Annotated in this window: 22 protein-coding genes; 7 read left to right on the top strand and 15 right to left on the bottom strand. The window is 72.5% G+C overall.

Going from position 1 to position 23,938, the window contains the following annotated elements:
* Window positions 1-47 precede the first annotated feature (47 nt).
* From AB0K00_RS33445 to AB0K00_RS33455, 3 genes are all read right to left on the bottom strand, one after another.
* Window positions 48-1,076 (bottom strand): NAD-dependent epimerase/dehydratase family protein, encoded by a 1,029-nt coding sequence (locus tag AB0K00_RS33445; RefSeq protein WP_363528637.1) that lies wholly within the window; start codon window positions 1,074-1,076, stop codon window positions 48-50.
* 27 nt (window positions 1,077-1,103) lie between these two features.
* Entirely contained in the window at window positions 1,104-1,817 is a 714-nt protein-coding gene (locus AB0K00_RS33450) for a hypothetical protein (protein ID WP_363528640.1), read from the bottom strand.
* 184 nt (window positions 1,818-2,001) lie between these two features.
* Window positions 2,002-3,909, bottom strand: coding sequence for a HAMP domain-containing protein (locus AB0K00_RS33455; protein ID WP_363528642.1), 1,908 nt, complete (start codon window positions 3,907-3,909; stop codon window positions 2,002-2,004).
* A 142-nt stretch (window positions 3,910-4,051) separates the two neighbouring features.
* Between AB0K00_RS33455 and AB0K00_RS33460 the strand changes: the two genes are divergently transcribed.
* From AB0K00_RS33460 to AB0K00_RS33470, 3 genes are all read left to right on the top strand, one after another.
* Window positions 4,052-4,903, top strand: coding sequence for an NAD(P)-dependent oxidoreductase (locus AB0K00_RS33460; protein ID WP_363528645.1), 852 nt, complete (start codon window positions 4,052-4,054; stop codon window positions 4,901-4,903).
* A 44-nt stretch (window positions 4,904-4,947) separates the two neighbouring features.
* Complete coding sequence (locus AB0K00_RS33465; RefSeq protein ID WP_363528914.1) at window positions 4,948-6,651, top strand: right-handed parallel beta-helix repeat-containing protein; 1,704 nt, start codon at window positions 4,948-4,950, stop codon at window positions 6,649-6,651.
* Between the two features lie 184 nt (window positions 6,652-6,835).
* A complete protein-coding gene (locus AB0K00_RS33470) occupies window positions 6,836-8,146 on the top strand; it encodes a GH1 family beta-glucosidase (RefSeq protein WP_363528647.1) in 1,311 nt (436 codons plus the stop codon).
* A 13-nt stretch (window positions 8,147-8,159) separates the two neighbouring features.
* Here the strand turns inward: AB0K00_RS33470 and AB0K00_RS33475 are convergent, their stop codons facing one another.
* Together AB0K00_RS33475 and AB0K00_RS33480 are read right to left on the bottom strand one after the other, a co-directional pair.
* Window positions 8,160-8,594, bottom strand: coding sequence for a VOC family protein (locus tag AB0K00_RS33475; protein ID WP_363528649.1), 435 nt, complete (start codon window positions 8,592-8,594; stop codon window positions 8,160-8,162).
* Window positions 8,595-8,631: 37 nt separating this feature from the next.
* Window positions 8,632-11,106: a CHAT domain-containing protein gene (locus AB0K00_RS33480; RefSeq protein WP_363528652.1), complete on the bottom strand. Its 2,475-nt coding sequence runs from the start codon at window positions 11,104-11,106 to the stop codon at window positions 8,632-8,634.
* A gap of 51 nt (window positions 11,107-11,157) precedes the next feature.
* Here AB0K00_RS33480 and AB0K00_RS33485 point away from each other — a divergent pair, with 51 nt between their 5' ends.
* Window positions 11,158-11,949, top strand: a complete 792-nt coding sequence (locus tag AB0K00_RS33485) for a hypothetical protein (RefSeq protein ID WP_363528655.1) — start codon at window positions 11,158-11,160, stop codon at window positions 11,947-11,949.
* Between the two features lie 21 nt (window positions 11,950-11,970).
* Here the strand turns inward: AB0K00_RS33485 and AB0K00_RS33490 are convergent, their stop codons facing one another.
* The 5 genes from AB0K00_RS33490 to AB0K00_RS33510 form a co-directional block, all read right to left on the bottom strand.
* Window positions 11,971-13,221 carry an ROK family protein gene (locus tag AB0K00_RS33490; RefSeq protein ID WP_363528657.1) on the bottom strand — a complete coding sequence of 417 codons (1,251 nt, stop codon included), beginning with the start codon at window positions 13,219-13,221 and terminating at the stop codon, window positions 11,971-11,973.
* 97 nt (window positions 13,222-13,318) lie between these two features.
* On the bottom strand, window positions 13,319-14,077 hold the full coding sequence (locus AB0K00_RS33495) for a GntR family transcriptional regulator (protein WP_363528659.1): 759 nt from the start codon (window positions 14,075-14,077) through the stop codon (window positions 13,319-13,321).
* Between the two features lie 11 nt (window positions 14,078-14,088).
* A complete protein-coding gene (locus tag AB0K00_RS33500) occupies window positions 14,089-15,339 on the bottom strand; it encodes an amidohydrolase family protein (RefSeq protein ID WP_363528662.1) in 1,251 nt (416 codons plus the stop codon).
* Window positions 15,340-15,361: 22 nt separating this feature from the next.
* Window positions 15,362-16,168 (bottom strand): class II aldolase/adducin family protein, encoded by an 807-nt coding sequence (locus AB0K00_RS33505; protein ID WP_363528665.1) that lies wholly within the window; start codon window positions 16,166-16,168, stop codon window positions 15,362-15,364.
* Between the two features lie 97 nt (window positions 16,169-16,265).
* The gene (locus AB0K00_RS33510) at window positions 16,266-16,607 is read right to left on the bottom strand and encodes a hypothetical protein (RefSeq protein ID WP_363528668.1); all 342 of its coding nucleotides are present in this window, start codon (window positions 16,605-16,607) and stop codon (window positions 16,266-16,268) included.
* Between the two features lie 170 nt (window positions 16,608-16,777).
* Here AB0K00_RS33510 and AB0K00_RS33515 point away from each other — a divergent pair, with 170 nt between their 5' ends.
* Window positions 16,778-17,836 carry a hypothetical protein gene (locus AB0K00_RS33515; protein WP_363528671.1) on the top strand — a complete coding sequence of 353 codons (1,059 nt, stop codon included), beginning with the start codon at window positions 16,778-16,780 and terminating at the stop codon, window positions 17,834-17,836.
* A 27-nt stretch (window positions 17,837-17,863) separates the two neighbouring features.
* Here the strand turns inward: AB0K00_RS33515 and AB0K00_RS33520 are convergent, their stop codons facing one another.
* The 5 genes from AB0K00_RS33520 to AB0K00_RS33540 are packed head-to-tail and all read right to left on the bottom strand — an operon-like array spanning window position 17,864 to window position 21,189.
* The gene (locus tag AB0K00_RS33520) at window positions 17,864-18,085 is read right to left on the bottom strand and encodes a 4Fe-4S dicluster domain-containing protein (RefSeq protein ID WP_363528674.1); all 222 of its coding nucleotides are present in this window, start codon (window positions 18,083-18,085) and stop codon (window positions 17,864-17,866) included.
* On the bottom strand, window positions 18,082-18,819 hold the full coding sequence (locus tag AB0K00_RS33525; protein WP_363528677.1) for a GntR family transcriptional regulator: 738 nt from the start codon (window positions 18,817-18,819) through the stop codon (window positions 18,082-18,084). The genes AB0K00_RS33520 and AB0K00_RS33525 overlap by 4 nt, the downstream gene beginning before the upstream one ends.
* Complete coding sequence (locus tag AB0K00_RS33530; RefSeq protein WP_363528680.1) at window positions 18,816-19,586, bottom strand: thiamine pyrophosphate-dependent enzyme; 771 nt, start codon at window positions 19,584-19,586, stop codon at window positions 18,816-18,818. Before AB0K00_RS33530 ends, AB0K00_RS33525 begins: the two co-directional genes overlap by 4 nt.
* On the bottom strand, window positions 19,583-20,644 hold the full coding sequence (locus AB0K00_RS33535) for a 3-methyl-2-oxobutanoate dehydrogenase subunit beta (protein WP_363528683.1): 1,062 nt from the start codon (window positions 20,642-20,644) through the stop codon (window positions 19,583-19,585). The genes AB0K00_RS33530 and AB0K00_RS33535 overlap by 4 nt, the downstream gene beginning before the upstream one ends.
* Window positions 20,641-21,189, bottom strand: coding sequence for a 2-oxoacid:acceptor oxidoreductase family protein (locus AB0K00_RS33540; protein ID WP_363528686.1), 549 nt, complete (start codon window positions 21,187-21,189; stop codon window positions 20,641-20,643). The genes AB0K00_RS33535 and AB0K00_RS33540 overlap by 4 nt, the downstream gene beginning before the upstream one ends.
* Window positions 21,190-21,266: 77 nt before the next feature.
* Between AB0K00_RS33540 and AB0K00_RS33545 the strand changes: the two genes are divergently transcribed.
* Both AB0K00_RS33545 and AB0K00_RS33550 read left to right on the top strand, forming a co-directional pair.
* Entirely contained in the window at window positions 21,267-22,391 is a 1,125-nt protein-coding gene (locus AB0K00_RS33545; protein WP_363528688.1) for a zinc-binding dehydrogenase, read from the top strand.
* Complete coding sequence (locus AB0K00_RS33550; protein ID WP_363528691.1) at window positions 22,388-23,821, top strand: class I adenylate-forming enzyme family protein; 1,434 nt, start codon at window positions 22,388-22,390, stop codon at window positions 23,819-23,821. The genes AB0K00_RS33545 and AB0K00_RS33550 overlap by 4 nt, the downstream gene beginning before the upstream one ends.
* Window positions 23,822-23,938: the final 117 nt, after the last annotated feature.

Raw genomic sequence — 23,938 nt, forward strand, 5'->3', positions numbered from 1 at the left:
GCCTACGGTCCATGCCACCGACCTCCCTCGATGAGTGGACAAACACTTCAGTCGCGCAGCACCGCCCGCCACGACGGCGGCAGGTTCCGGCGCACCTCGATCGCCTCGAACACCGACGGGTCCCGTGGCCCGTGCCGGCGGACCCAGGCGGCCATCGACGCGAGGCCGTCGGCGAGCGGCATCTCGTCGTCGGTGAGCCCGAAGCACTTGCGGACCTTGTCGTGATCGGCGTACGCGTGCCGGACCTCGTTGCGGGCCGGCAGGTGGGTGACCCGCAGCGGCACGTCCATGGCGGCGGCGGTGGCCTGGGCGAGGGCGTTGAGCGAGTACACGGTGTCGCCGCCGATGTTGAAGGTCTCGTTGTAGGCGGCCGGGTTCGTCACCGACCGGGCCAGCACCGGCGCCACGTCGCTGATGTGCGTGAACGCGCGGACCTGCTCGCCGTCGCCGAAGATGGTGAACGGCTCGTCCCGCAGGGCCTGGTTCATGAAGATGCCGATGACGTTGCGGTACCGGTCGCCGATGTTCTGATACTCGCCGTAGACGTTGTGCGGCCGGAAGATGACGTACGGCAGCCCGAACATGTCGTGGGTGACCCGCAGCTCCTGCTCGACCGCGAGCTTCGCGATGCCGTACGGATCCTCCGGCGCCGGCACCAGGTCCTCGCTCATCGGCACCTGGTTGCTGCCGTACACGGCGATGGACGAGGTGAACACGAAGCAGCGCACCGTGCCGGCGTTGACGGCGGCGTTGAGCAGGGTGACGCTGCCGATCACGTTGTTGGTGTAGTTGAACCGCTTGATGAAGTGGCTCAGCCCTTCGGCGGCGTACGCGGCGAGGTGGAACACGTAGTCGAACCGGAACTCCTCGAACAGCGCGCCCACGGCCGTCGCGTCGCACACGCTGCCGTGCCGGAACAGGGCTCCGTCCGGGACGTTGCGCAGTGATCCGCCGCTGAGGTCGTCCAGGACGACCACCCGGTGGCCGTCGTCGAGCAGGCACCGGGCGACGTTCGCGCCGATGAACCCGGCACCACCGGTCACCAGCGCTGTCGTCACCGCCGTCGGCATCGCCATGGCACGTCTCCTCCCCGTCGCCTGCGGTCAGATCCGGGTCGTCCGCGCCTCGACCGGCTCGGCTGCGGCTGCCTCGGTGGGCGGTCCGGTGTGCCGGCCGCGGCGCAGCGACTGCGGCGGGGTGAGCCATCGGGAGGGCGCGGCCAGCACGAAGATGACCAGGACGACGTGCACGGCGATGAAGGCGAACGCCTCGTTCTTGGTCGGCGGGTGGCCGAGGAACACCGTCATGTGCGACGCCCAGGTCCACACGTCGGGGATGGTGGCCCACTGCGGATCCGTGTGGTGGTTGACCTTCAGGAATGCCAGGTCTTCCAGGCCGGAGACCATGATGAGCAGCATCGCGTAGGCGATCCGCCGGACGTTTCCGGGTGTGCCGCCGCCGAGCCGGTACGCCAAGGTGAGCGACATGATGATGATCGGCGTCAGCACGAGGATGTGGTAATAGACGGTCGGAAAATCGTCCAGGTAGAAGAAGATCTTCGGCACGAAGTAGAGGAAGAACACGCAGAACGCGGCCGGGATCAGGATCCGCACGAGGTGCAGGCGGCGCGCCAGTTCGACGTCCAGCCGGGCGATCGCCTCGGTGGCGAAGACGAACGGCAGCAGCTTGAACAGGAAAATCCCCAGCGACTTGACCTCGCGGTCGTGGGGCAGGACGAACCACACGACGGCGGCACAGCCCGCCGCGAGCGCCATCAGGACGAGAAACGTCGCGTTGCGACGGAGGACCTGGCTCATACGCAGTGCTCCCGGGTCGGGAATCGGGCTCGACAGTGGCGGCGCACGCCGTCAGCTCGGTCGCACGCCGGCGTAGAACCAGCCGAATCATACGCGGCGATCACTGCGTGGGTGCGAATTGATATTGACGCCAGGCAATGATCGAGGGGACGTGCAAGGGGGTGGTCGGCGGGCGGGTCCGGGCTCAGGTCCGGGCCAGCGGGAGGCATACCCGCAGGCGGGTGCCCCGCCCGGCGGGGCTGTCGAGGCGCATCGTCCCGCCGAGGGCCTCGATCCGGTCGGCGAGGCCGACGAGGCCGGACCCGCGGTCCGGGTCCGCGCCGCCGATGCCGTCGTCGCGCACCGACAGCTCCAGGTGGTCGTCGTCCACCGACGCGCTGACCTGGATGAGGGAGGCCCGCGCGTGCTTGGCCGCGTTGGCGAGGGCCTCGCCGACGGCGTAGTACGCGGCGACCTCCACCGGCTCGGGCAGGCGTGCGTCCAGGTGCACGTCGAGCTCGACGGGGACGGGCGAACGGCGGGCAAGCGCCTTGAACGCGGGCCGCAGGCCGCCCTCGGTGAGGATCGCCGGGTGCACGCCACGCGAGATCTCCCGGACGTCGTCGACCGTGCCGTTGAGCCCCGCGACCACCTCGGACAGCTCCGTGCGCAGGTGCGGCTGGTCCTCCGGGACGCAGTGCTGGATCCGGCGGATGTCCAGGCCGAGGGAGAGCAGCCGCTGCTGCACACCGTCGTGCAGGTTGCGCTCGATGCGCCGGCGGGCCTGGTCGGTGGCGAGGACCACCCGCGCCCGGGAGGCGATGAGGTCGTCGTGGGCCTGGGCGTTGGCGACGGCGGTCTCGATGAGCCCGGTCGACTCCGACAGGCGCGCGGCGGCGTCCGGCGGCATCGCCTGCTCCCCCATCGCCGTGATCGTGACCGCACCCCAGACGCGGCCGTCGACGTTGATCGGGGCGCTGACCGCGGCGCGCGCGCCGTGTGCCCGCAGGTGCTCGGCGAGCTTGCCGACGGCCCCCTCATAGGTGTCCATGCGGCTGACCTGACCGGTGCGCAGCACCTGCGCCGTGACGCTGTCGCCCTGCAGGCTCAGGCGCGTGCCGACCAACAGGTCCAGGTCCGGTGCGCCCCATGCGGCGACCACGATCCCGGACCCGTCGGGCTCGAACCGCACGATCCGCGCCGAGCCGACGCCGATGAGCCGCCCGAGCTCCTCGACGACCGCCGCCAGGACCTCGGTGGACGTGCCGCCCCGCGCGACGAGCGTGGCGACCCGCCGCAGCGCCGTCTGCGTCTCGACGAGCTGGCCGAGCTCCTGGTGGCTGCGCTGCATGGAGGCGCCCATGACGTTGAACGACCGCTCCAGCTGCCCGATCTCGGCCTTGCCGGTCTCGGGCATGCGCGTGCTCAGGTCACCGCCGGCGAGCCGGTCGGCCATGGCGGCCGCGCGGCGGATCGGCTGCACCAGCAGCCTGGTCTGGTAGCCGCCGACGAGGGCGATGATGATCGCGGAGCCCGCCAGGCCGGCGAGGATCGCGATCATCTCCCGGTTCGCCATCGCCTCGGCGCGCTTGTCGCGGGCCACGATGACGTCGCGCTCCGACACCCGCAACGCACCCAGATCGGCGCGCAGCTGCGTGATTCGGCGGTCACCCTCCAGCAGGGCCGGCGCGCTCGTGGCATCGGGATCCCCGCGCCGGGTCGCGTCCAGCGCCGGCAGCGAGTAGTCGACGGCGTAGGACGTGCTCGTCTGCGTGATCTGCTGCACCTGCTGCCGCTGGCCCGCGGTGCTGGCGAGCCCTTCGAGCCTCGCGTTCGCCGTGAGCAGGCCGGCGTGCGCCGCCTGCCATCGGTCGAGGAACACGCCGTCGCCGGACAGCGCGTATGACTGCTGGGCCGACTGCATGTCGACCGTGTGCCGGTGGACGTCGTCGGCGGCCGCGAACAGCTCGTGGGAACGCCGGGACAGGCGGCTGGTCTCACGGTCCTCGCTGATCGAGATCAGCAGGGTACCGAAGGCGCCTCCGACGAACACCAGCAGCACACAGGTGGCCAGGACCATCCGGCGGATCAGACCGCCCTGGGTACTCCTCATGCCCTCATCTCCCGCTGCGCTCCCGGCTCCAGGTGATTGCCCCGCAACGTGGCGCTCACGCCTCGGCGGGCGGCGCACGTTTGCAGGCGGTCACGCGGGTACCTGCGGGGGGATCGGACCGACACCGACACCGGGAGCCACCATGGACGTCACTGTTCTGGGCATGGGACGGATGGGACACGCGATCGCCGGCAGGCTGCTGCGGGGCGGGCACCGCGTAGCGGTGTGGAACCGCACGCGCGGCAAGGCGGCCGCGCTCGTGTCCGCGGGCGCCTGGGAGGCGCCGAGCGTCGCCGACGCCGTGGTCGGCGCCGACGTGGTCATCACCATGTTGGCCAACGACGACGCGGTCCGGGACGTGGCGTTCGGGCCGCTGCGGACGGCGATCGCCGAACGGGCCACGTACATCGACTGCTCGACGGTCTCACCCGAGCTCAGCGCCGAGCTCGCCGCGGCGTTCCCCGGCCGGTTCCTCGCGATGCCGGTCGTCGGCAGCCCGGCGGCGGTCGAGGCCGGCACCGCGGTGCTGCTCGCCGGTGGCGACGCCGCCGTCGCGGAGCGCATCGCCCCTGTCACCGCGTCCCTGTCGGACACCGTACGGCGGTACGACACGGCACAACTGGCCATCACCGCCAAGCTGGCGACCAACATGCTGCTGCTGTCGGAGGTGGTCGCCCTGGCCGAGTCGTTCGCCGTCGGCCGCTCCGGCGGGCTGCGCGAAGACGAGCTGCGCGAGCTGCTCGAGACGAGCCCCGTCCTGCCGGCCGGACTGCAGAACCGGTTCGAGGACGTGCTGACCGGCTCGCAGGAGGGGTGGTGGGCGACGGCGCTCGGCGCCAAGGACGCCGGCCTGGCCCTCGACGTGGCACGCAAGGCCGGGGTCGAGCTGCCGGCGGCCGGCATGGTGCGGCAGCGGTACGAGGAAGCGGCGGCCAGCGGGCTCGACGGCGCCGACATCGCCGCCGTGACCCTGCTCTACCACGCCACCAGGTAGCGCCCACCAGGCAGCGCCGCCAGGACAGGAAGGGGGTGGTCGTGATGCGCACCGCCGACCCGCTCGTCTACGACGCACACGCGCACGGCCTCGCCGGCAACGGGACCACCAACGACCAGCCCGCGCTCGCCGCGCTGGTCGACACCCTCGGCGCCGCCTATGCCGCGGACGGCCGCCCCCGCACCGTTCTCTGCCCGGCCGGGACGTACTCCATCCAGGACGAGGGCGTCCGGTGGCGCAACGGGGTGTCACTGATCGGCGCCGGACCGGCCGCGACCCGGTTCGCGCTGTCCAACCCGGAGCGGCCGACCGCGCCGACCCCGCTGGCGTTCTTCACCACCCGGGACCACGGCGCCGGCCGCGACAACCACATCGCCGACTGCACCTTCGCGCACTTCGAGGTCGACGGCTCCGGCGTGACGCTGCCGGAGTACGACGTGAACGCCAAAGGGCTGTTCCTGCAGTACGTCCTGCGCGGCCACTTCCACGACCTGTACATCCACGACACCGGCGCCACCGGCTTCGGCTGCGACTTCCTGCAGGACACGGTCGTCGACAGTGTCCTGGCCGTGCACTGCGGCCGGCTGAACAACGGCGAGGAGATGGGCGGCGCCGGCATCGGGATCGGCATCGGCGGCTGGGGCGACACCGAACGGCTCACCATCACCGCGTGCACGACGGTGGGCAACGGCACCAACGGCATCTTCGTCGAACTCCAGAAACGGCGCTGGACCCCGCCGCGTGGCATCCGCATCATCGGCTGCCACGCGCAGGGCAACCGGTTCGGCATCTCCGACTGGGGCGCCGACGGGCTCATCGTCTCGGCGTGCACGATGACCGCGAACCATCAGGCCGGCTACGACGTGTCGGCGCTGGGCACGTCGTCGGTCGCCGGGCGGGGCGGCATCGTGACCGGCTGCGTCATCGACGGCAACATCTGGGACGGCGTCGCCATCGGCAACACGCCGGGCCCGTACACCGTGGCGGGCAACCGCATCAGCCGCAACGGCCGGTACGGGTACTGGCAGCACAGCCTCGGCCCGTCGGGGCTGCGGGACCGCGCCGACGCGCTCGGCGTCACCCGCCTGGCCGGCAGCGCCGAACACCCGGCCGCCGACATGGTCCTCGACGGCAACGACATCTGGGGCAACGCCCTGGACGGCATCCTCGTCGACTCCCCCGTCGTCGACGCGTGCGTGGCCGGCAACCGGGTGCGCGGCAACGGCCGGCAGGCCGCACCCGGCGAGAACGGCGGCGGCGCCACGGTCTCCTACACCCGGCTGTCGATGCGCGACACCACCGCGGACTGGCTCCCGGACGGGCACCTCGGCAAGCTGGTCGCCGCGGGCGCGCAGCAGGCGATCGTCGTGGCGAACACCGCGACCGAGCTCGTCCTCGCCCCGGTCCGGCCCGGCGCGGCCACCGCGTGGCCGGAGGGCACCCCGCCCCGGGAGACCCGGTACCGGCTGCCGGACGCTCCGGCGGTGCGGGCCGGCATCACCCTCGGGGCTGCCGTCCGCGCGCCCACCATCCGCGACAACCGGGCCTGGAACGGGGCGACACACCAGACCCAGACCCACGGCCTGCGCATCACCGGCGACGGCAGCTGCGAGGCGGGCCGGGTCAACGGCAACGACCTGGCCGGCAACACCGTCGCGGCGACCGCGTTCGACACCGCTCCCGACGGCGGCTGCTGGTATCACAACCTCGGCATCGACCCGTGCCCTGGCGGCGCGATGGCGCGCTGATCGCTTGGCGGCTTTTGCTCGCTCCTACCACGCTTCCGGGCGATATTTGGGGTTATAACCTGACCCGAGCTACTTTCGCCGCATGCGTAGGCGAGATGTACTCACCCTGGCCGCGGTAGGCGCGGTTGCCGGTTGCGCGCGCGGTGGCTCCGCGCGTTCGGACTCTGCTGTTGCCGCCCCGTCCGTGGCCCCTCCTGCCCTGGCGTTCCCGAAGGGCTTCGGCTGGGGCGCGGCGACGTCGGCGTACCAACTGGAAGGCGCCGTCAACGAGGACGGCCGGGGCCCGTCGGTGTGGGACGTCTTCAGCCATCAACCGGGTCGCATCCGCAACGGGGACACCGGCGACGTGGCCGCCGACCACTACCACCGGTACGTCGAGGACCTCGACATCATGAAGGACCTCGGCCTGACCTCCTACCGGTTCTCGATCTCCTGGCCGCGGGTCCTGCCGACCGGCCGGGGCACGGTCAACACCAAGGGCGTCGACTTCTACCACAAGCTCGTCGACGGGCTGCTCGAGCGCGGGATCGCGCCGGTGGTGACCCTGTTCCACTGGGACACCCCGCAGGCGCTGCAGGAGCTCGGCGGCTGGGAGAACCGCGACTGCGCGAAGTGGTTCGCCGACTACGCGCACACGATGTTCACCGCCCTCGGTGACAAGGTGCCGACCTGGCTGACGCTCAACGAGCCGAAGACGGTCGTCGACGTCGGCTACACCGCCGGCGTCCACGCACCCGGCAAGCAGGACCGCAGCCTGGCCAACGTGGTCGGTCACCACCTGCTGCTCGGCCACGGCCTGGCGGTCCAGGCGCTGCGCGCCGCGAACGGCAAAGGCCGCATCGGCGCCGCGCTGAGCCTGTCACCCACCTACCCCGCCGACTCCTCCCCCGCCGCCTCGGCGGCCGCGACGACGGCGGACGCCGAGGAGAACCGGCGCTGGCTCGACCCGCTGCTGCGCGGCAAGTACCCGCAGGACTGGCTGGACTCGCAGGCCGCCGACGCACCGGTCCGCGCCGCGATCAAGGACGGCGACCTCGCGGTCATCGGCGCCCACAACGACCTGCTCGGCGTGAACTACTACGGCCCCACCCACGTCACCGGCTCCGGCGGCCGGGTCATGCAGCACCCGACGTCCCAGGCGACCTGGCAGGAGATCTACCCCGACGGCCTGTTCGACCTGCTGACCCGGATCAAGCGCGACTACGGCGACATCCCCGTGACGATCACGGAGAACGGGATGGCCACCGAGAACGCGCTGCAGGATCAGGACCGCATCACGTTCCTGCACGACCACCTGGCCGCCGCCCACCGCTCCATCCAGGCCGGCGTCAAGCTGGAGAGCTACCACCTGTGGTCGCTGATGGACAACTTCGAATGGGCCGAGGGCTACACCCAACGCTGGGGCATCATCCACGTCGACTACGCCAGCCAGCGCCGCACCCACAAGGCCAGCGCCGACTGGTACAAGACCGTCATCGCCCGCAACGGCGTGTAGGTCGCCGCCGTGTTCAGACGACGCAGAACTCGTTGCCCTCGGGATCGGCCATCGTGACGTGGTCGGGGACGCCGCCGGTGGAATACTCCTCGACCACCGAGGCGCCGGCGTTGAGCAACCGCTGGACCGTTTCGGTCACCTTGGGCCAGCGGACGTCCTGCGGCTGATCCCGGCCGCCGGCCTTGATGTCGATGTGCAGCCGGTTCTTGACCACCTTCGGCTCCGGCACCTTCAAGAACGAGAGGCTCGGCCCGGCGCCCTCCGGATCGACCAGGTACGCACTGTCGTTCCACTCCTCCGGCGGCACCTCCCACCGGGCCAGCCACTCCTCGCGGCTCGCGTACCCCTCCGGCACCGGGGCGTCCACGTAACCGAGGGCCTCCCGCCAGAACGCGGCCAGCCGGCCCGCGTCGGTGCAGTCGACCGCGATCCCCCACCTGACAGTCATGCCTTATCTATACGTGTCCGTCACCATCCGCGCAGCGTCAAGGTGTCGCCGCGGGCGATGCGATGCCGTCGGGCCGCTGCAGGACCTGGCGATCCCCGTCGGTCGCGCCGCCCCAGGCATCGAACAACGGGCCGACCGCCAGCGCGGCGAGGGTGCGCCGCTCGCCGGGGTCGAGGGCGGTGAGCCGCCCGGCGGCCAGGGCGTTGACCGCGACGGCCTCGCGGGCCGGGTCGAAGAGGTCCGGGAAGCTGTCCAGCAGGCCGAGGCCGCGCAGCCGGGCCGTCGACCCGCCGACCGCATCGGCCAGGGCGTCCATGACCGTCGCGGGGACCGGCGTCTCGAACACGGTGGCGGCGCGCAGCAGTTCGACGTGTGCGGGGCCGGCCTGTTCGATCAGCGCGTCCAGGGCGAGGTTCTCCAGGAACGCCCGGACCTCGGCGTCCGACGGCAGGTCCCCGCGCCGCAGGTAGGTTTCCATGCCGGTCAGGACCTGCTCGGCCCGGCTCGTGTCGACCTGCTCGCCGTACACCAGCCGCAGCCCGATGAGGTCCTGCAACCCCGGATTGCCCCGGCTGACCCCGACCGCCCGCCCCGCCAGGCCGGCCCGCTCCGACACCCGCGCGGCGCTGGTCACCCCCTGCTGCCGGCAGAGCAGCTTGAGCTGCGCGACCGGGGACAGCGGCGGCAGCTGCACCAGGTCCAGCCGGCGTTCCAGCCCGTCGAGGGTGAACGTGAACCGGCTCGTCAGCAGCAGCCGGCTGTCGGATTCGGCCGGGTCGAACGCCCGCAGTACCGCCGCCAACGTCGCGGCATGCTCGCCGGCGACCCGGAGCGGACCCGCCGCGTCCGGGACCAGGATCTGCTCCAGGTCGTCGATCACCAGCAGCAGCGGCCGCTGCTGCGGACCCGGTTGGGCGCACGGTCCGGTGAGCAGGTCGACCAGCACCAGTTCGATCGCCTCGGGCCGGCGCCGGACCTCGTCGCGGCCCCGCTCGATCACCACACGGGCCGCCGGGTTCGTGCGGACCGCGGCGTCGATCGCGTCCAGCACGGCAAGCGCGGAGTAGTCGCCGAACACCACCGCGACCGCCCGGTCCGGGCAGCGGTCCGCGATCCGCGCCGCCAGGCTCGACTTGCCCAACCGGCCCTGACCCTGCAACAGCACCCCGGCCCACTCCCCGGACCGCAGCGCCCGCAGCGACCGCTGCAGCTCCGGCCGGCGGCCGACGAACATCGATGCCGCCGCGACCGGTACGTGCTGCTTGCGGTCCAGGAACGTCTTCGTCGCGTGGTTCGCCGGGACCATGCTCCTGCGCCGCACGCCCCCCACCAGCGGGCCGCCGCCCGCCGGGCCCAGCCACAGCCGGGCCAGATGCCAGTCCCGGCGCACGACCGCGTCGTCGGAGCGCAGCAACGCCTGCCGGGCATCCGCGACCGCGACGGCCAGGTCCGCCCGGGCACCGAGCCGCTCATACAGCCGCTGTGCGAACAGGGTCGCGGCCCGGTCGCTCACCGACCCGTCCCAGCCGAGCACCGCCGGCACCCCGGCCGACACCAGCGCCGTCGCCAACGAGTGCGTCACCCCGACACCGTTGGTCGAATCGGCCGGCGCGGGGTCCGTCAGGACGGGCCCGGTAACGCCCAGATCGCGGTCCGCCGCGTCGCCGTGTTCGCCCGGACCTGCGGGCAGATGACCGGTCTCCTCAGCGCTGGCGGCCGTCAGGCACGCGGACACGAACACCAGCCGCGGTGCCGGCGACAACCACTCCACCAGTTCCCCGGCGGTCGCTGGGCGGGCCTCGCCGAGCTCGTCCTCCGTCCACAGCGCCGGCACGCCGGGTTCGCCGGGACTCCGCCGCCACTGGTTGGTGCCGTGGCAGGACAGGTGCACCACCGGCACGCCACCCAGGTCGGCGAGCCGGCGGCCGAGCTGCACCGGATCGCCGCTGTCGTCCACGACCAGGTCCAGGCGGGTGTCGCCGACGGCGGTGAGGATCGCCGCCTCCTCCGCCTCGAAGTCCAGCTCCACCTGGCCCCGTGGTGAGGCCGCCATGAACGCCAGGCCCAGCCGGAACCCGTCGGGTTCGGGGCGCGCACCCGGTACCCCCAACCGGCGCACCACCCCGAACCGCAGCAGCACGTCCGCGGCCAGGAAACCGCCGGCCGGGTCGGCGAGCAGCTCGAACGGGGCCCGCAGCACCGCCCACGCCGGGTCCGACGGCCGGGCCGGTGCCCGCACCTCGAACACCAGCGGCGCCGTCGCCACCGCCAGCAGTCCCGCCAGCTGACCGGATTCGCCGTCCAGCCAGCGGTACAGCTCCCGGCCCAGCCCGACGAACACTCCCGGGTCCGACCGGGCGCGGACCGCCTGCACGTACCGCACCGTCAGCGCGTGCAGCAGCGCGACGTCGGACGCGGCGATCCTGCGGCGGGCGCCGACCCGGTCCCCACCGGCCAGCACCTCGAAACCGGAGGCGTCCAGCACCAGCCCGGTCACCGAGTCCGCCGTCACACCCGACACCTGACGGACAGCGGGCCCTGCCGGCGGGTACTGTGCCGGCGCGTGAGCTACTACGGCACCATCGTGCTGGCCCGTTCGGAGCGGCTGCTGGTGGACCTGCCCGAGGTCGGTTCGGCGTTCGGCACCTCCTGGCAGCAACTGCTCCGGCGCGACGACGGGTGGCAGCTGCTGACGCTGGCGGCGCCGTTCGGCCATCAGTGGCCGACGGTCGGGTCGGGGCCCGGGCCGGCCGCGGCGGTGACCGGTGCGCCGGTCCTTGCCGCGTGGGTCTCCGAGTCCGCGTGCGTGCAGTTCGCCGCGGCGACCCCGGACGGCGGCAGCTGGTCAGCGCACTTCCCGGACCTGCATCTGGACGCCGGCGGAAGCTGCGCCTACGACCATCACCGGTTCAGCCCGTTACGGCTGCCCGCCGGGGTCGATCCCCCGGCGGCGGACCGGCCGGCGCTCGTACGGCACCTGGTCGACTGGGGCACCGCCGCCGGATTCGCCGCCGATGCCGCACAGCTCGGCGCGGCGCTGGCGGACCACACGGACGAACTGGCGGTGTACAACGTTGCCGACGTGTTCGGCATGGACGAGGCGCCGGAGGTCGAGCCGCTGTTCGGCCATGACGAGGACGAATGGTGGGACGTCTGGCAACGCGCGCAGCACGCCAGTGCCTGGGTCTGCCGGGACTGGAGCAGGGGCAGCACGCCCATGCCGGCGTACGATCGGCCGCCGCCAGGGACCGCCGAGCTGGTCCGCTTCACCGACCTGGTCGCCGGGTCGATGTACGGCGGTGGCCTCAGCCGCCAGGACCTCGCCGCCGAAGCGGCCCGCATCCCGCGGCGCTGAACCGGCCCGCATCCGGCGGCGCTAAACCGGCGGGGCGGCGGTCGGGTCCTCGATCATGCGCTCGATGACGGCGCCGGCGCCGCCGCGGGCGGCGGCGGTGAAGCCGAGGTTCGAGGCGACGAAGTGGCAGCGGGCCGCCGGGGACGCCATCGCGAGGCGGGTGAGCTGGGTCTGCGCGGCTGGGATGAGGTGGTCGGCGAGGTCGGCGAAGTAGCCGCCGAGGACGACCACCCGCGGGTTGAACAGGTTGACGAGGATCGCGCCGCCATGGCCGAGCCAGCGGCCGATCCCGGCGACCGCGGCGAGCGCCGCCGGGTCCCGGGCGTCGAGGCGGCGGCGCACCTCGGCGATGCGTTCCCGCGGGTCGGGGACGGGTCCGTCGCCGAGGCCGTACGCGAACTCCGGGGTGATCCGGCGGACCAGCTCGGCGAGGCCGACCTTGGTCTCCCAGCAGCCGGTGCGCCCGCAGCCGCACGGGTCGCCGTCGGGCTCGACGGGCAGGTGGCCGATCTCGCCGGAGAAGCCGTCGGCGCCGCGCAGCAGCCGCCCGCCGGTGATCGCGCCGCCGCCGACGCCGACGGAGCCGGTGAGGTAGACGAGGTCGGCGGTGCCGGCGGCGACCCCCGACGTGTACTCGGCCAGCGCGGCGAGATTGGCGTCGTTGTCCACGCCGACCTGCAGGGCGGGGTCGAGGCCCTTGGCGAGGCGGGACACCACGGGGACCTCGCGCCAGCGGAGGTTGGGCGCGACGACGACCACGCCGCGGGCGACGTCGACGAGGCCGGGCACCGCGACGGTCAGCCCGATCGGGGTCACGCCGTGCTCCGCGAGCTCGGCGAGGGTCCGGTCGGCGGCGTCGGCCAGGTCGTCGAGGCAGCCCTCGACGTCGCGGCGTTGCGCGTCGAAGCTGACCCGGCGTTCGACGACGGTGCGGCCGGTCAGGTCGCAGCCGTGCACCGCCAGGTAGTCGACGTTGATCTCGATGCCGACCGCGCCGAGCTCGGGTGACAGGGCCACGCCCCGGCCGGGGCGGCCGGCGGTGCCGGAGCGCTCGAACCCGGCCTCGCGCAGCAGCCGGCGGTTGAGCAGCTCCTCGACGAGGCTGGACACGGTGGTCTTGTGCAGGCCGGTGGCGGCGGCGATGGCGGCCCGGGAGCGGGTCCCGTTGGCGCGGATGTAGCGCAGCGTCCGGCTCAGGTTGGCCCGCCGCACGGCGAGCTGGTCCGCCGGTTCGCGGACCGGCCCCACCCCCGCGGGATCCAACCTCACCATCGGTGCCTCCAGCCGACTCCACCTGCATCGCACAGCATGCTGCCGCCGGACACCCGAATTCCGGCCGCTTTTCGAAAATACTGCGGCCTGGCTGATATCACGGCTGGCGGCGGATCAGGCCGGCGTCGATCACGGACGTCGGGCCCGCCGGGCGGGGGTTGCGCTGCGCGGACGTCAGGTGTTCGGTGACGAGCCGGTGCACCTCGTCGGCGGCGCCCTGCTCGATGAGGGCGAGGATCCGCCCGTGCACCTCGCCGGCCGCGCGGCGTTCGCGCAGCGGCACGCCGGTGGTCTCCCGGATCCGGGTGGCCCAGTCCTGTTCGTGGCTGGACCACAGGGCTTCCAGGGCCCCGGCGAGCACGATGAGGGGTGGGTTGCCGCACAGGCCGACGAGGGCCTCGTGGAAGCGGCGGGACACGCCGACGACCTCGACCAGGTCGTCGATGCGGGCGAGGTACTCCTCGTGCAGCGTCCGCAGCACGGGGACCACGGACACCGAACGGTCGGGCCGGCCGGCGCACAGGGCGGCGCAGGCCGGCTCGACGTGGCGCAGTGCGGTGGCGACGTCGTCGATGCCGACGCGCTGCGCGGCGAGGACGAGTCCCAGGTTGTAGCCGAGGTTCGCCGGGGAGGGCCGGTGCACGACCGCGCCGCCGAGCCTTCCCCGGCGCACCGTGATGAGGCCTTCGGCCTCCAGGATGCGCATCGCCTCGCGGAACGTCGGCATGCTCACCGGGTACCGCTGGATGAGCTCCTCCGACTTCGGCAGCGGGGCGCCGTCGGCGAGCTCGCCGCGCACGATCTGCCCGCGGATGTGGTCGGCCACCTGCTCGGCGAGCCGGTCGGCTGAGACCATGGGGCCGGAGTCTAGTAGGCGTCCGGGTCGTTCTGGACCGCGGGTGGCACCGGGTGCCGGTACACCCTGGAGGCGTTCTCCCAGGTCATCTTCCGCACGTCGGCTTCGGGCAGGCCGCCGATCTCCTCCTCGATGGTGCGCTGGGTGTGCGGCCAGGTCGAGTCGCAGTGCGGGTAGTCCTGCTCGAGGAAGATGTGGTCGACGCCGATGACGTCGCGCAGCGCGAAGGACGAGGGGTCCTCGACCGCGCAGAAGTAGAAGTTGCGCAGCAGCACCTCGGCGGGGGTCAGGTCGATGCCCTTCCAGGTGCCGTACATCTCGTGGTAGCTGAGCATGTGGTTGAGCCGGTCGACGAGGCCGGGTACCCAGCCGATGCCGCCCTCCGACAGCACGATCTTGATGTCCGGGAACCGGACCGGGATGCGGGAGTAGAGCCAGTCGACGGCGGAGAACATGGAGTACCCGAAGAACAGCACGCCCACGACGTCCGGCGGGGCGTCCGGGGCGGTCGACGGTGACGTGCCCGACGAGCCGATGTGCAGGTTGATGACGGTGCCGGTCTCCTCGCAGGCGCGCATGATCGGGTCCCAGTGCCCGGTGTGCAACGACGGCATGCCGAGCAGGTGGGGTGCCTCGGTGAACGTGACGGCCTTGAAGCCGCGCTCGGCGTTGCGGCGGATCTCCGCAGCGCCGACCTCCGGGTCCAGGAAGTACGGCAGCTGACACGGGATCATCCGGTCGGGGTACGCGCCGGACCACGCCTCGATGTTCCAGTCGTTCCAGGCGCGGGTGGCCGCCAGGGCCAGCTCGGTGTCCTTCGTGGACAGTTGCAGCCGCTGGCCGGCGAAGCCCGGCAGGAACGACGGGAAGCACAGCGAGGCGTACACGCCGCTGAGGTCCATGTCCTTGATGCGTTCGTGGATGTCCCACGAGCCGCGGCGCATGTCGTCGAAGCGGCTCGGCTCCATGCTGTACTCGTCGACGGGCCGGCCGACGACGGCGTTGAAGCCGACGTTCGGGAACTCCTTGCCGTCGTAGATCCAGACGTGGCTGCCGTCCTGCTCGACGACCCTGGGGGCCTGCTCGGCGAACTTCGCCGGCATCCGTCCCTCGAACGCGTCGGGCGGCTCGACGATGTGGTCGTCGACGGAGATGAACGTGTACTTGCGGGGCTGCCGGGGCGGGTCCGGCAGGAACGTCACCTTCGAGCGGTCGGCGACGGTGAACGCCGTGTTCTGCAGTAGCTCGTCGATCGATGCCATGGCGTTGCCTCTCAGACGGTGCCTAGTCCAATACTTCGGGTTCGCGGCGCAGCAGGGAGCGCACGGCGCCGGCCCAGTACACGTCGGTGCCGCGCTCCAGCAGTGACTTCTTCATCCCGTGCCGCAGCCCGGGGGCGATCTGCAGCGGGTCGCGGCCCAGCAGCATCACGTCGTAGGCCAGGCGGCAGGCGCGGTCGATGCTCGCCGAGCGGTACGTCGCCTCCTGGATCGTCGGGGCGGTGACGATGATGCCGTGGCTGGCGAGGATGACCACCGAGCTGTCGCCGATCTGGCGGGCCAGGTCGGCGCCGAGCGCGGCGTCGTCGACCTCGCCGGTGTACTCGTGCACGAGGGCGAGGTCACCGTCGTACATGCATCCGGTCTGGTGCACGATCTGCGGCAGGACACCGATCGCGGCGAGCACGGTGACGTAGTACGGATGGTTGTGCACGACGACCCTGGCGTCGGGCCGGATCCGGTGCAGTTCGGTGTGGATGTGGATGGCCGGGGTGACGTCCCACCGGCCTTCCAGGACGGTGCCGTCCCGGTCGACCACGCACAGGTCGGACGCGGTCAGCTCCTCCCACCACAGGCCCCACGGGTTGACCCACATGGCGCCTTCGGTGTCGCCGTCCTTGACCATCGTGATGTGCCCGGCGATGTTCTCGCTGAAGCCGCTGTGGCCGAGGATGCGGAACGCGCAGGCCAGGGCCTGCCGTTCGGTGAGGTCGACGCCGATCGGCGGGGTGATGCTCGGGGACCAGGTTGCGGTGCCGCCGTCGCGCATGGGCGCGTCGGCGGGACCGGGCGGTGCTGTCGTGAGTGTCACGGCTCACCTCCAAATCTTTTAGAAGATTAAGAGGTGCCGCACCCAGAAATCAAGCAATCGCTTGGTTGTTTTTCGTCGACCCCCAGCGGCGAGCCGGTTACTTCGCCTTGAGACAGACGACGACCCCCTTGTCGCCCCACCGGTCGCGCCAGAAGTCGGCGTTCGCCTCCGGCCACTGGCGGCAGACCGTTTGGACCGCCTCGGCGTCCACTTCGCTGCGGTCCTCGACCAGGCCGAGCACCGCGTAGCGCGCTTCGGCGGACCCGCAGTCGACGACCTTCACCGACTGCGAGGAGATGCTCTTCAGGCAGTCGCCCGCGTCGACCGTGACCGGGTCGGGGCGACTGAAATACCACGCGCCGCCGAGCACGACGGCGAGCCCGGCCAGCAGCGCGAGCAGGACACGGCGGGCACGGCGCCCGTCGGGCGGGACAGTCACGGCGGCTGCATCGAAGACCATCGAGTACGCATACCAGCGCCGCACGGAGCCGCACAAGGATCGACGCCGGTAAAGGCGGCACTGTCGGCAAACCGTCGCAGTCGTGTCGTTGATCGACGCACGTGATTCTCTGCGGGCGTCCTGTCCTCTCCGCCAGAAGGAGGATCCACATGCGCAGATTGATCGGCGCGCTGCTCATCGCACTGGTCACCACATCCGTGGGGGTTGCCGTGGCCGCCCCGCCAGCCGCCGCGGCCCTGCCCGACGCCCACGCGTTCGTCCTGTGGGGCGGCGCCGCCACCGTCCCGTCGGGGACCTGGCCGCCCGCGACCACCGTCGCCGCCGGCCCGTCCGGCGTCTACACGATCAGGTTCCCCGGTCAGGCCGCCAAGGGCGGCGTCGTGCACGTGACCGCGATCAACACCGGCCCCCGGTTCTGCCAGGCGGTCAAGTGGGGCCCGTCGGGCTCCGACGAGATCGTGGTGGTGCTGTGCTCGCAACCCGGCGGCGTGCTGGCCCCGACGGCGTTCAGCGCGTTCTTCGAGAGCAGTTCCGGCCCGGCCGGGCCGATCAACGGCGAGTTCGGCTACGTCCACTACAACGAGGCCAGCGGCGCCCTGCTCGACCAGTACAACTCCGCCGGCGCGCTCAACACCGTCACGCCGACGCCCGCGGTCGGGGTGTACGAGGTGAAACTGCCCGGGCTGTCGACCGCCGGGCCGATCGACGGCAGCCTCCAGGTCACCGCCGTCAACAGCACCCCCGCCCGGTGCAAGGTCCGCGACTGGACGTCCAACCCCGGCGGTCAGCTCGCCCACGTCGCCTGCTTCACCTCGACCGGCGTGCCGTTCAAGACCAGCTTCACCCTCACGTACCAGTACAACCAGTCGCTGTGGGGCGCCGGCTGGCCGCCGCGGTACTTCGGCTACCTGTGGTTCCGCCCGCCGGTCGGCCCGCCGCCGACGAACTTCAACTCCCAGCTCGGCTTCAACGTCAACACCCTGTCCGGCGCGGGTCTCGGCCTGTCGCTGGTCCAGTTCCCCAGCATCGGTGTGCTGCCGGACAACGTGCAGGTGAGCTCCTACGGCGCCGGTACGGAGTTCTGCAACCTGCTCTACCCGTGGACGCACGTTGGCACCACGCTCGTCGCGCGCGACGTGGCCTGCTACAACACCGGCGGCGCGAGGGCGAACGCCGGCTTCCTGATCAGTGCCAACTCGAACAACTGACCGCTGCGCCCCGATGCCCCGCCGCCGTTACGCCGGCGGCGGGGTGTAGCGGTAGACGGCGAAGACGAAGTCGGGGCAGACGATCTGGCAGGCGGTGCAGCCGGTGCAGCCGTCGTGCAGCTCCGGATACCGGTAGCCCTGCTCGTTGACGGTCGCGGACATGGTCAGCACGTTGGGCGGGCAGGCGGCCAGGCACAGCTCGCAGCCCTTGCAACGGTCGACGTCGATCACGAGGGTCCCACGGCTCACGGATTCGCTCCCTTCAGAACGGCCGCCGCGTCGGTCCACTCGGGACTGTCCACGTCGGATGGTGGGAAGACGCCGCGGCGGCGCAGTGCGGCAATGGCGTTGTCCGCGGTGAGGCGCAGGTGGGCGAGGGCCGCGGCGCCGGCGGCGTCGGGGTCGCCGGAGCGGATGGCGGCATACTCGGCGTGCAGGGCGGCGCGTTCGGCGGGCAGGGCGTCGTCGATGGAGAACCGGGCCGCCGCCGGGACCAGGCCGCTGAACGTGCGCAGCAGCGCCCGCAGGTGGTTGCGGGCGCCGGCGACGTTGACGACCCGGCGGAACTCGCGGGCCAGGGCCTCGAACTCGGCCGGGTCGTCGCAGCCGGCCAGCGACTCGTCGAGCTTGCCGAGGGTCTCCAGGACCGCGGGGTCGCGGCGGGCGGCGACGCGGCGGTTGGTGAGTGCGCTGAGCATGCCGTAGAGCTCGAACGCCTCACGGACCGTGGCGTCGTCGAAGTCGGCGACGAACGCCCGCCGGTAGTGGGCGCGTTCGACCAGGCCGTCGCGTTCGAGCTGGATGAGGCCCTCGCGGACCGGCACCCGGCTCACCCCGAGCCGGTCGGCGATCTCGTCGAGGTCGAGCCGCTGGCCGCTGCGCAGCTTGCCGGCGAACAGCTGGTCGAGCACGTGCGCGGCGACCGCCTCGCTGGTGTTGGCGCGCTGCAGCCGGACCGCGTCGGCGCTGTCGAAGGAGGTCACCGGGTCACCAGCTCGCCGATGCCGTAGGTCTGCTCCATGGTGCCCTGCTGGTAGGAGGGGCCTTCGGCGGTCGGCACGAACCAGCCGGTCGGGCACATGGTGAGGATCTCCACCAGGCTGAAGCCGCCGCCGTCGAGCTGGGTCTGGAACGCCTTGCGCAGCATGCGTTTGGCCTGCAGCACCCCGGCGGCGGTCGACACGGCGCCGCGGGCGACGTAGCCGACGCCCTGCAGCGACGCGACCAGGTCGGCGACCGGGATCGGGTAGCCGTGCACGTCCGGGTCGCGGCCGTCGATGCTGGTCTTGGTGCGCTGGCCGAGGACGGTGGTGGCGGTCTGCTGGCCGCCGGTGTCGCCGAAGACCCCGTTGTTGAGCATCACGCAGGTGATGTTCTCACCGCGGGCGGCGGCGTGCAGCACCTCCTGCAGCCCCTCGTTGGCCATGTCGCCGTCGCCCTGCAGGGTGAACACGGCGACGCCGGGCCGGACCCGTTTGATGCCGGTGGCGCACGCCGGGGCGCGGCCGTGCAGGCACTGCAGGACGTCGACGTCCATGATGCGCACGAAGCTGCCGTAGCAGCCGTGCCCGACGACGCCGATGGTGCGCTGCACGATGTCCAGCTCCTGCAGCACCTCCAGGAGGATGCGCAGGGCGACGGGCTCGCCGCAGCCGGGGCACAGCGAGTGCTCGCCGAGCAGGAGGCTGGGCTTGAAGTCCGCGACCTGTTTGGCGGGGATGACGGGCGGACCTGACGTGTCGATGATCATGTCGCACCTAGGATTCGTTCGCGGATCACGGGGGCGTCGAGCAGCGGGCCGTAGGAGAGCCCGGATTCGGCGATGCTGACCCCGCCGACGAACCGGACCGCGTCACGGTCGGCGGCGTGGATGCGCACGTCGTCGAGCATCTGCCCGGCGTTGAGCTCGAACACCAGGACGTTGCGGGCGCCGGTGGTGGCGCGGCGCAGCGCGGCGCCGGGGAACGGCCAGAGCGTGATCGGCCGGAACCAGCCGATGCGGTGGCCCTCGGCGCGCAGCCCGGCCACGACGTGCTCGACGAACTTCGCCGCGGTGCCGAACGCGACGACGACGGTCTCCGCGTCGTCCACCATGGACTCCTCGTGCCGCTGCTCCTGCGCGGCGATGCGGTCGAACTTGTCCGCGACGGCGCGCCAGTGCCCGTCGGGGCCGGGGCCGGGGTCGTTGGCCTTGCCCATCGCCCAGGTCCAGATCTGGCGGCTGCGGCCGGTGCCGCCGCCGGTGCCGTCCAGGGCCCAGTCCTTGGCCGGCAGCGCGCCGAAGTCGAGCGGCTGGACGTCGACGCCGACGCGGGTCTGGGCCAGGAGCGGGTCGCCGTACAGCATGACCGGCGCGCGGTGCTTGTCGGCGAGGTGGAACAGCAGCTGGGTGTGCTCGACCGCCTCCGGGATGTCCTTCGGGGCGAGGGTGATCGTGCGGTAGTCGCCCCAGCCGCCGCCGCGGGTGGCCTGGAAGTAGTCCTGCTGGTTGCGGGCGAGGTTGAACACGACGAACGGGGTCTCGTTCAGCGCGGCCTCGGCGATCGCCTCCTGCATGAGGGCGATGCCCTGGCCGCACGAGCCGGTCGCGGCGCGGGCGCCGGCCGCGGCGGCGCCGAGGGTCATGTTGACGCCCTCGATCTCGCTCTCCGCGTTGAGGCACACCCCGTCGGCGGCGGGCATTCGCCGCGACATCTCCTCCAGCAGGCCGGTGAACGGCGACATCGGGTAGCCGGTGAAGAACCGGCAGCCGGCGGCGATCGCGGCCTCGGCCATGGCGGCGCCGCCGTCGAGCAGTTCGAGGCTCATGCCGTGACCTCCACCGCGGCGGCGCCGGCGCCGAGCGCCCTGGCATTCGCGGGTGCGTGCTGGCGCCGGTACGGCGGGAGCAGCTCCTCCATCGCGGCCGTCAACGACTCCGGCTCGACCAGGCGCGTCAGGGCGTTGTAGGCGCCGAGCAGCACGAAGCCGGACGCCTGCGGCGCCTCGACCGACTTCGCAGCGGCCATCGCGTCGACCGCGAACACCCGCAGGTCGGCGCGGAACCCGTCGGGGTCGACCAGCGGGGTGTTGGCCACGACGATGCCGCCGGGGCGCAGCCGGTCCTGCACGCCCTCGGTGAAGCGGTGGTGGGCGAAGATCGCGGACCAGGCCGACGGCAGGATCGGCAGGGCGTGCAGCGGGGCGTCGCCGACGACGACGCCGGCCTTGGACGGTCCGCCGCGCATCTCGCCGCCGTAGTCCGCGGCGAGCATCGCATAACGCCCTTCCCGGGTGGCGGCGAGCGCGAGGGTCTTGGCGAGCAGTTGGATGCCCTGCCCGCCGACCCCGGTGACGATGAGCTCCCGCTCCATCCGTGCCTCCCTTGACGAGATTTGAATATTGAATACAAAATCTAACCGCACCGTCAAGCGGTCGAGGAGAGCATGAGATGCGGGCTTTGGTACTGCACGGCTTCGGCGACACGACTGTCGAGGAGGTCCCGGACCCGGTCCCCGGGCCGGGCGAGGTCGTCATCGACGTCGCCTGCGTCCAGCCGAGCGTCACCGAGTGCATGCTCATCGCCGGTGACCCGGTCGCCATGCACGACGTCCTCACGGCCCGGCTCGCCGCCGGCCCGACCCGCTTCGGCGGCCACGAGTTCGCCGGGCTCGTCAGCGCGACCGGAGCCGTCGGCGCGGCCGGGACCGGGTTCGCGGTCGGCACGCGGGTGACCGCGGTGGAGACGGCCGCGTGCGGCACCTGCGCCGCCTGCCGCCGGGACCGTCCCGACGCGTGCCCGTCCCCCGGCGTGCTCGGGTTCACCCGGCCCGGCGCGTTCGCCGAGCGGGTCGCGGTCCCGGCGAAGTCGGTCGTCGCCGTCCCGGACGGGGTCACCGCGTCGCAGGCCGCCGCCGTGCAGCCCCTCGCCGGGGCGCTGCACGGGCACGCGATCGCGGAGGTGCAGCCCGGCGACACCGTGCTGATCCTCGGCGCCGGCGTCATGGGTGTGCTGCACACGCAGGTGGCCCGCCACGGCGGCGCCGGCCAGATCATCGTCACCGGCCGCAGCCCCGCCAAACGACGGCTCGCGCTGCTGACCGGCGCGGACCTGGCCCTCGACGCGGCCGACGACGTCCTCGCCGCGGTCCTGGACGCGACCGACGGCATCGGCGCCGACGTCGTGTTCGAGACGGCCGGCGGCATGCCGAGCGCCGGGCTCGCCGGAACGTCCACGTTGGACCTCGCCGCCCGATGTGTACGCCGGGGCGGGCGGATCGTGATGGTGGCGGTCCTGCCCCGGCAGGCGACCGCCCCGCTGGGCCTGCTGCGGGAACGGTCCGTGGCGCTGCTGCACCCCAGGTCCGGCGCGGGCGGCTACTCCCCCAGCAGCGGCGCGTTCGAGCAGGCGCTGCGCCTGGTGCGCCGCGGCGACGTCGACGTCGACTGCCTGGTGACGCACCGCCTGGACGGCATCGACGCGCTGCCCAAGGCCCTGGAGATCACCCGCGACAAGGCCGCCCACGGCGCGGCCGGCCCCGCCCAGGTCACGGTCGGCGCATGGGACCGCGCATGAGCCTGTTGATCGGCGACATCGTCACCCTGGCCGCACTGACCTCCCCACGGCAGACCGCCGCCACCTTGGGTTCCGAGGCGGTGACGTTCGCGGAGCTGGACGTCGCCGCGAACCGCACCGCGAACGCCCTCGCCGGGCTCGGCGTGCGGACCGGCGACGTCGTGCTGTGGTGTGCCACGCCGACGCTGCGATCCTTGGACGTGTTCGTCGCCTGCGCCCGGCTCGGCGCGGTGTTCGCCCCGCTGAACCCCGCGCTGCCGGAGCACGAACGCGACGCCGTCCGGCGGTACCTCGACCCGAGGCTCGTGCTGTCGGAACAACCGTTCGGCGAGGCGGGAGTCGTACACCACCAGACGCTGGAAAACGGGTCCAGCATTTTCGATCGGCGGCCGGTCGACGACCGTGCGCCGCACATCGTCTACCTGACCAGCGGCAGCACCGGCACCCCCAAGGGCGCCCTGGTCAGCCACCGGGCGAGCTGGCTGCGGGCCGCGCCCGGCGGCGGCACGTTCACCAGCGGCCTGCGCGGGCACGGCGGCGTGGTGTGCACGTTCCCGCTGTACCACTACGGCGGCTGGCACTACGTGATGGAGGCCTGGCAGCACCGCACCGCCGTGCACCTGGTGCGCCGCGCCGACGCCGTCGAGGTGATCGACGTGGTCCAGCGACGGCGGCCGTCGGCGCTGTACTGCATCCCGGCCGTCTGGGAGCGGCTGCTGGACCACGAGCACCGCGCCGCCGACCTGCGCTCGCTGCTGCACGCCGACACCGGCACCTCCAGCGTGGCCGCGGACCTGGTCGAGCGGATCAAGGCCAGGCTGCCCGGCACGACCACGACGATCCTGTACGGCTCCACCGAGGCCGGCCGGATGGCGGCCCTGCACGACTGGGACCTGGCCCGCAAGCCCGGCAGCGTCGGGCGGGCCGCGACCCCGAACGCCCTGTGGCTGGCCGACGACGGCGAGGTCCTCGTCACGGGTCCGGCGCTCATGAACGGCTACCTCGGCGCCGCACCGCTCACCGGCGAGTACCGCTCCGGCGACCTGGGCCGCATCGACGAGGAGGGGTACCTGTTCCTGACCGGCCGCACCCGCGAGGTGATCCGCACCGGCGGCGAGTCCGTCGGGCCGGCCGAGGTCGAGCACGCGCTGCGGGACCTGCCGGGCGTGCTCGACGTCGCCGTCGTCGGCCTGCCCGACGACCGGTGGGGCGAGGTGGTCTGCGCGGTGTTCGTGGTCGCGGACGGCTGCCCGCCGCCGACGGTGCCGCAGGTACGGTCCCATGTGGACGGTCGGCTGGCCGGGTTCAAGGTGCCGCGGCGGGTCGCGACCACGGCGACGATCCCGCGGACCCCGGCGACCGGCCAGATCCAGCGTGGCCGCCTGCGCGACCTGCTCACCGCTTCCCCGGGCGCCAGAACCGGAACTTGAGGCGGCCCGGGAGCGGCACGACCGTCGGGATTGTCGGGTGGGCGACACAGAGGTATCGCCGCGGCGGGCCGGGGTTTCTTCCAGACACGGCCCTGGAACACGCGGCCGTGCCCTCCG

It is taken from the genome of Dactylosporangium sp. NPDC049525 (assembly GCF_040676755.1).
GTDB lineage: Bacteria > Actinomycetota > Actinomycetes > Mycobacteriales > Micromonosporaceae > Dactylosporangium.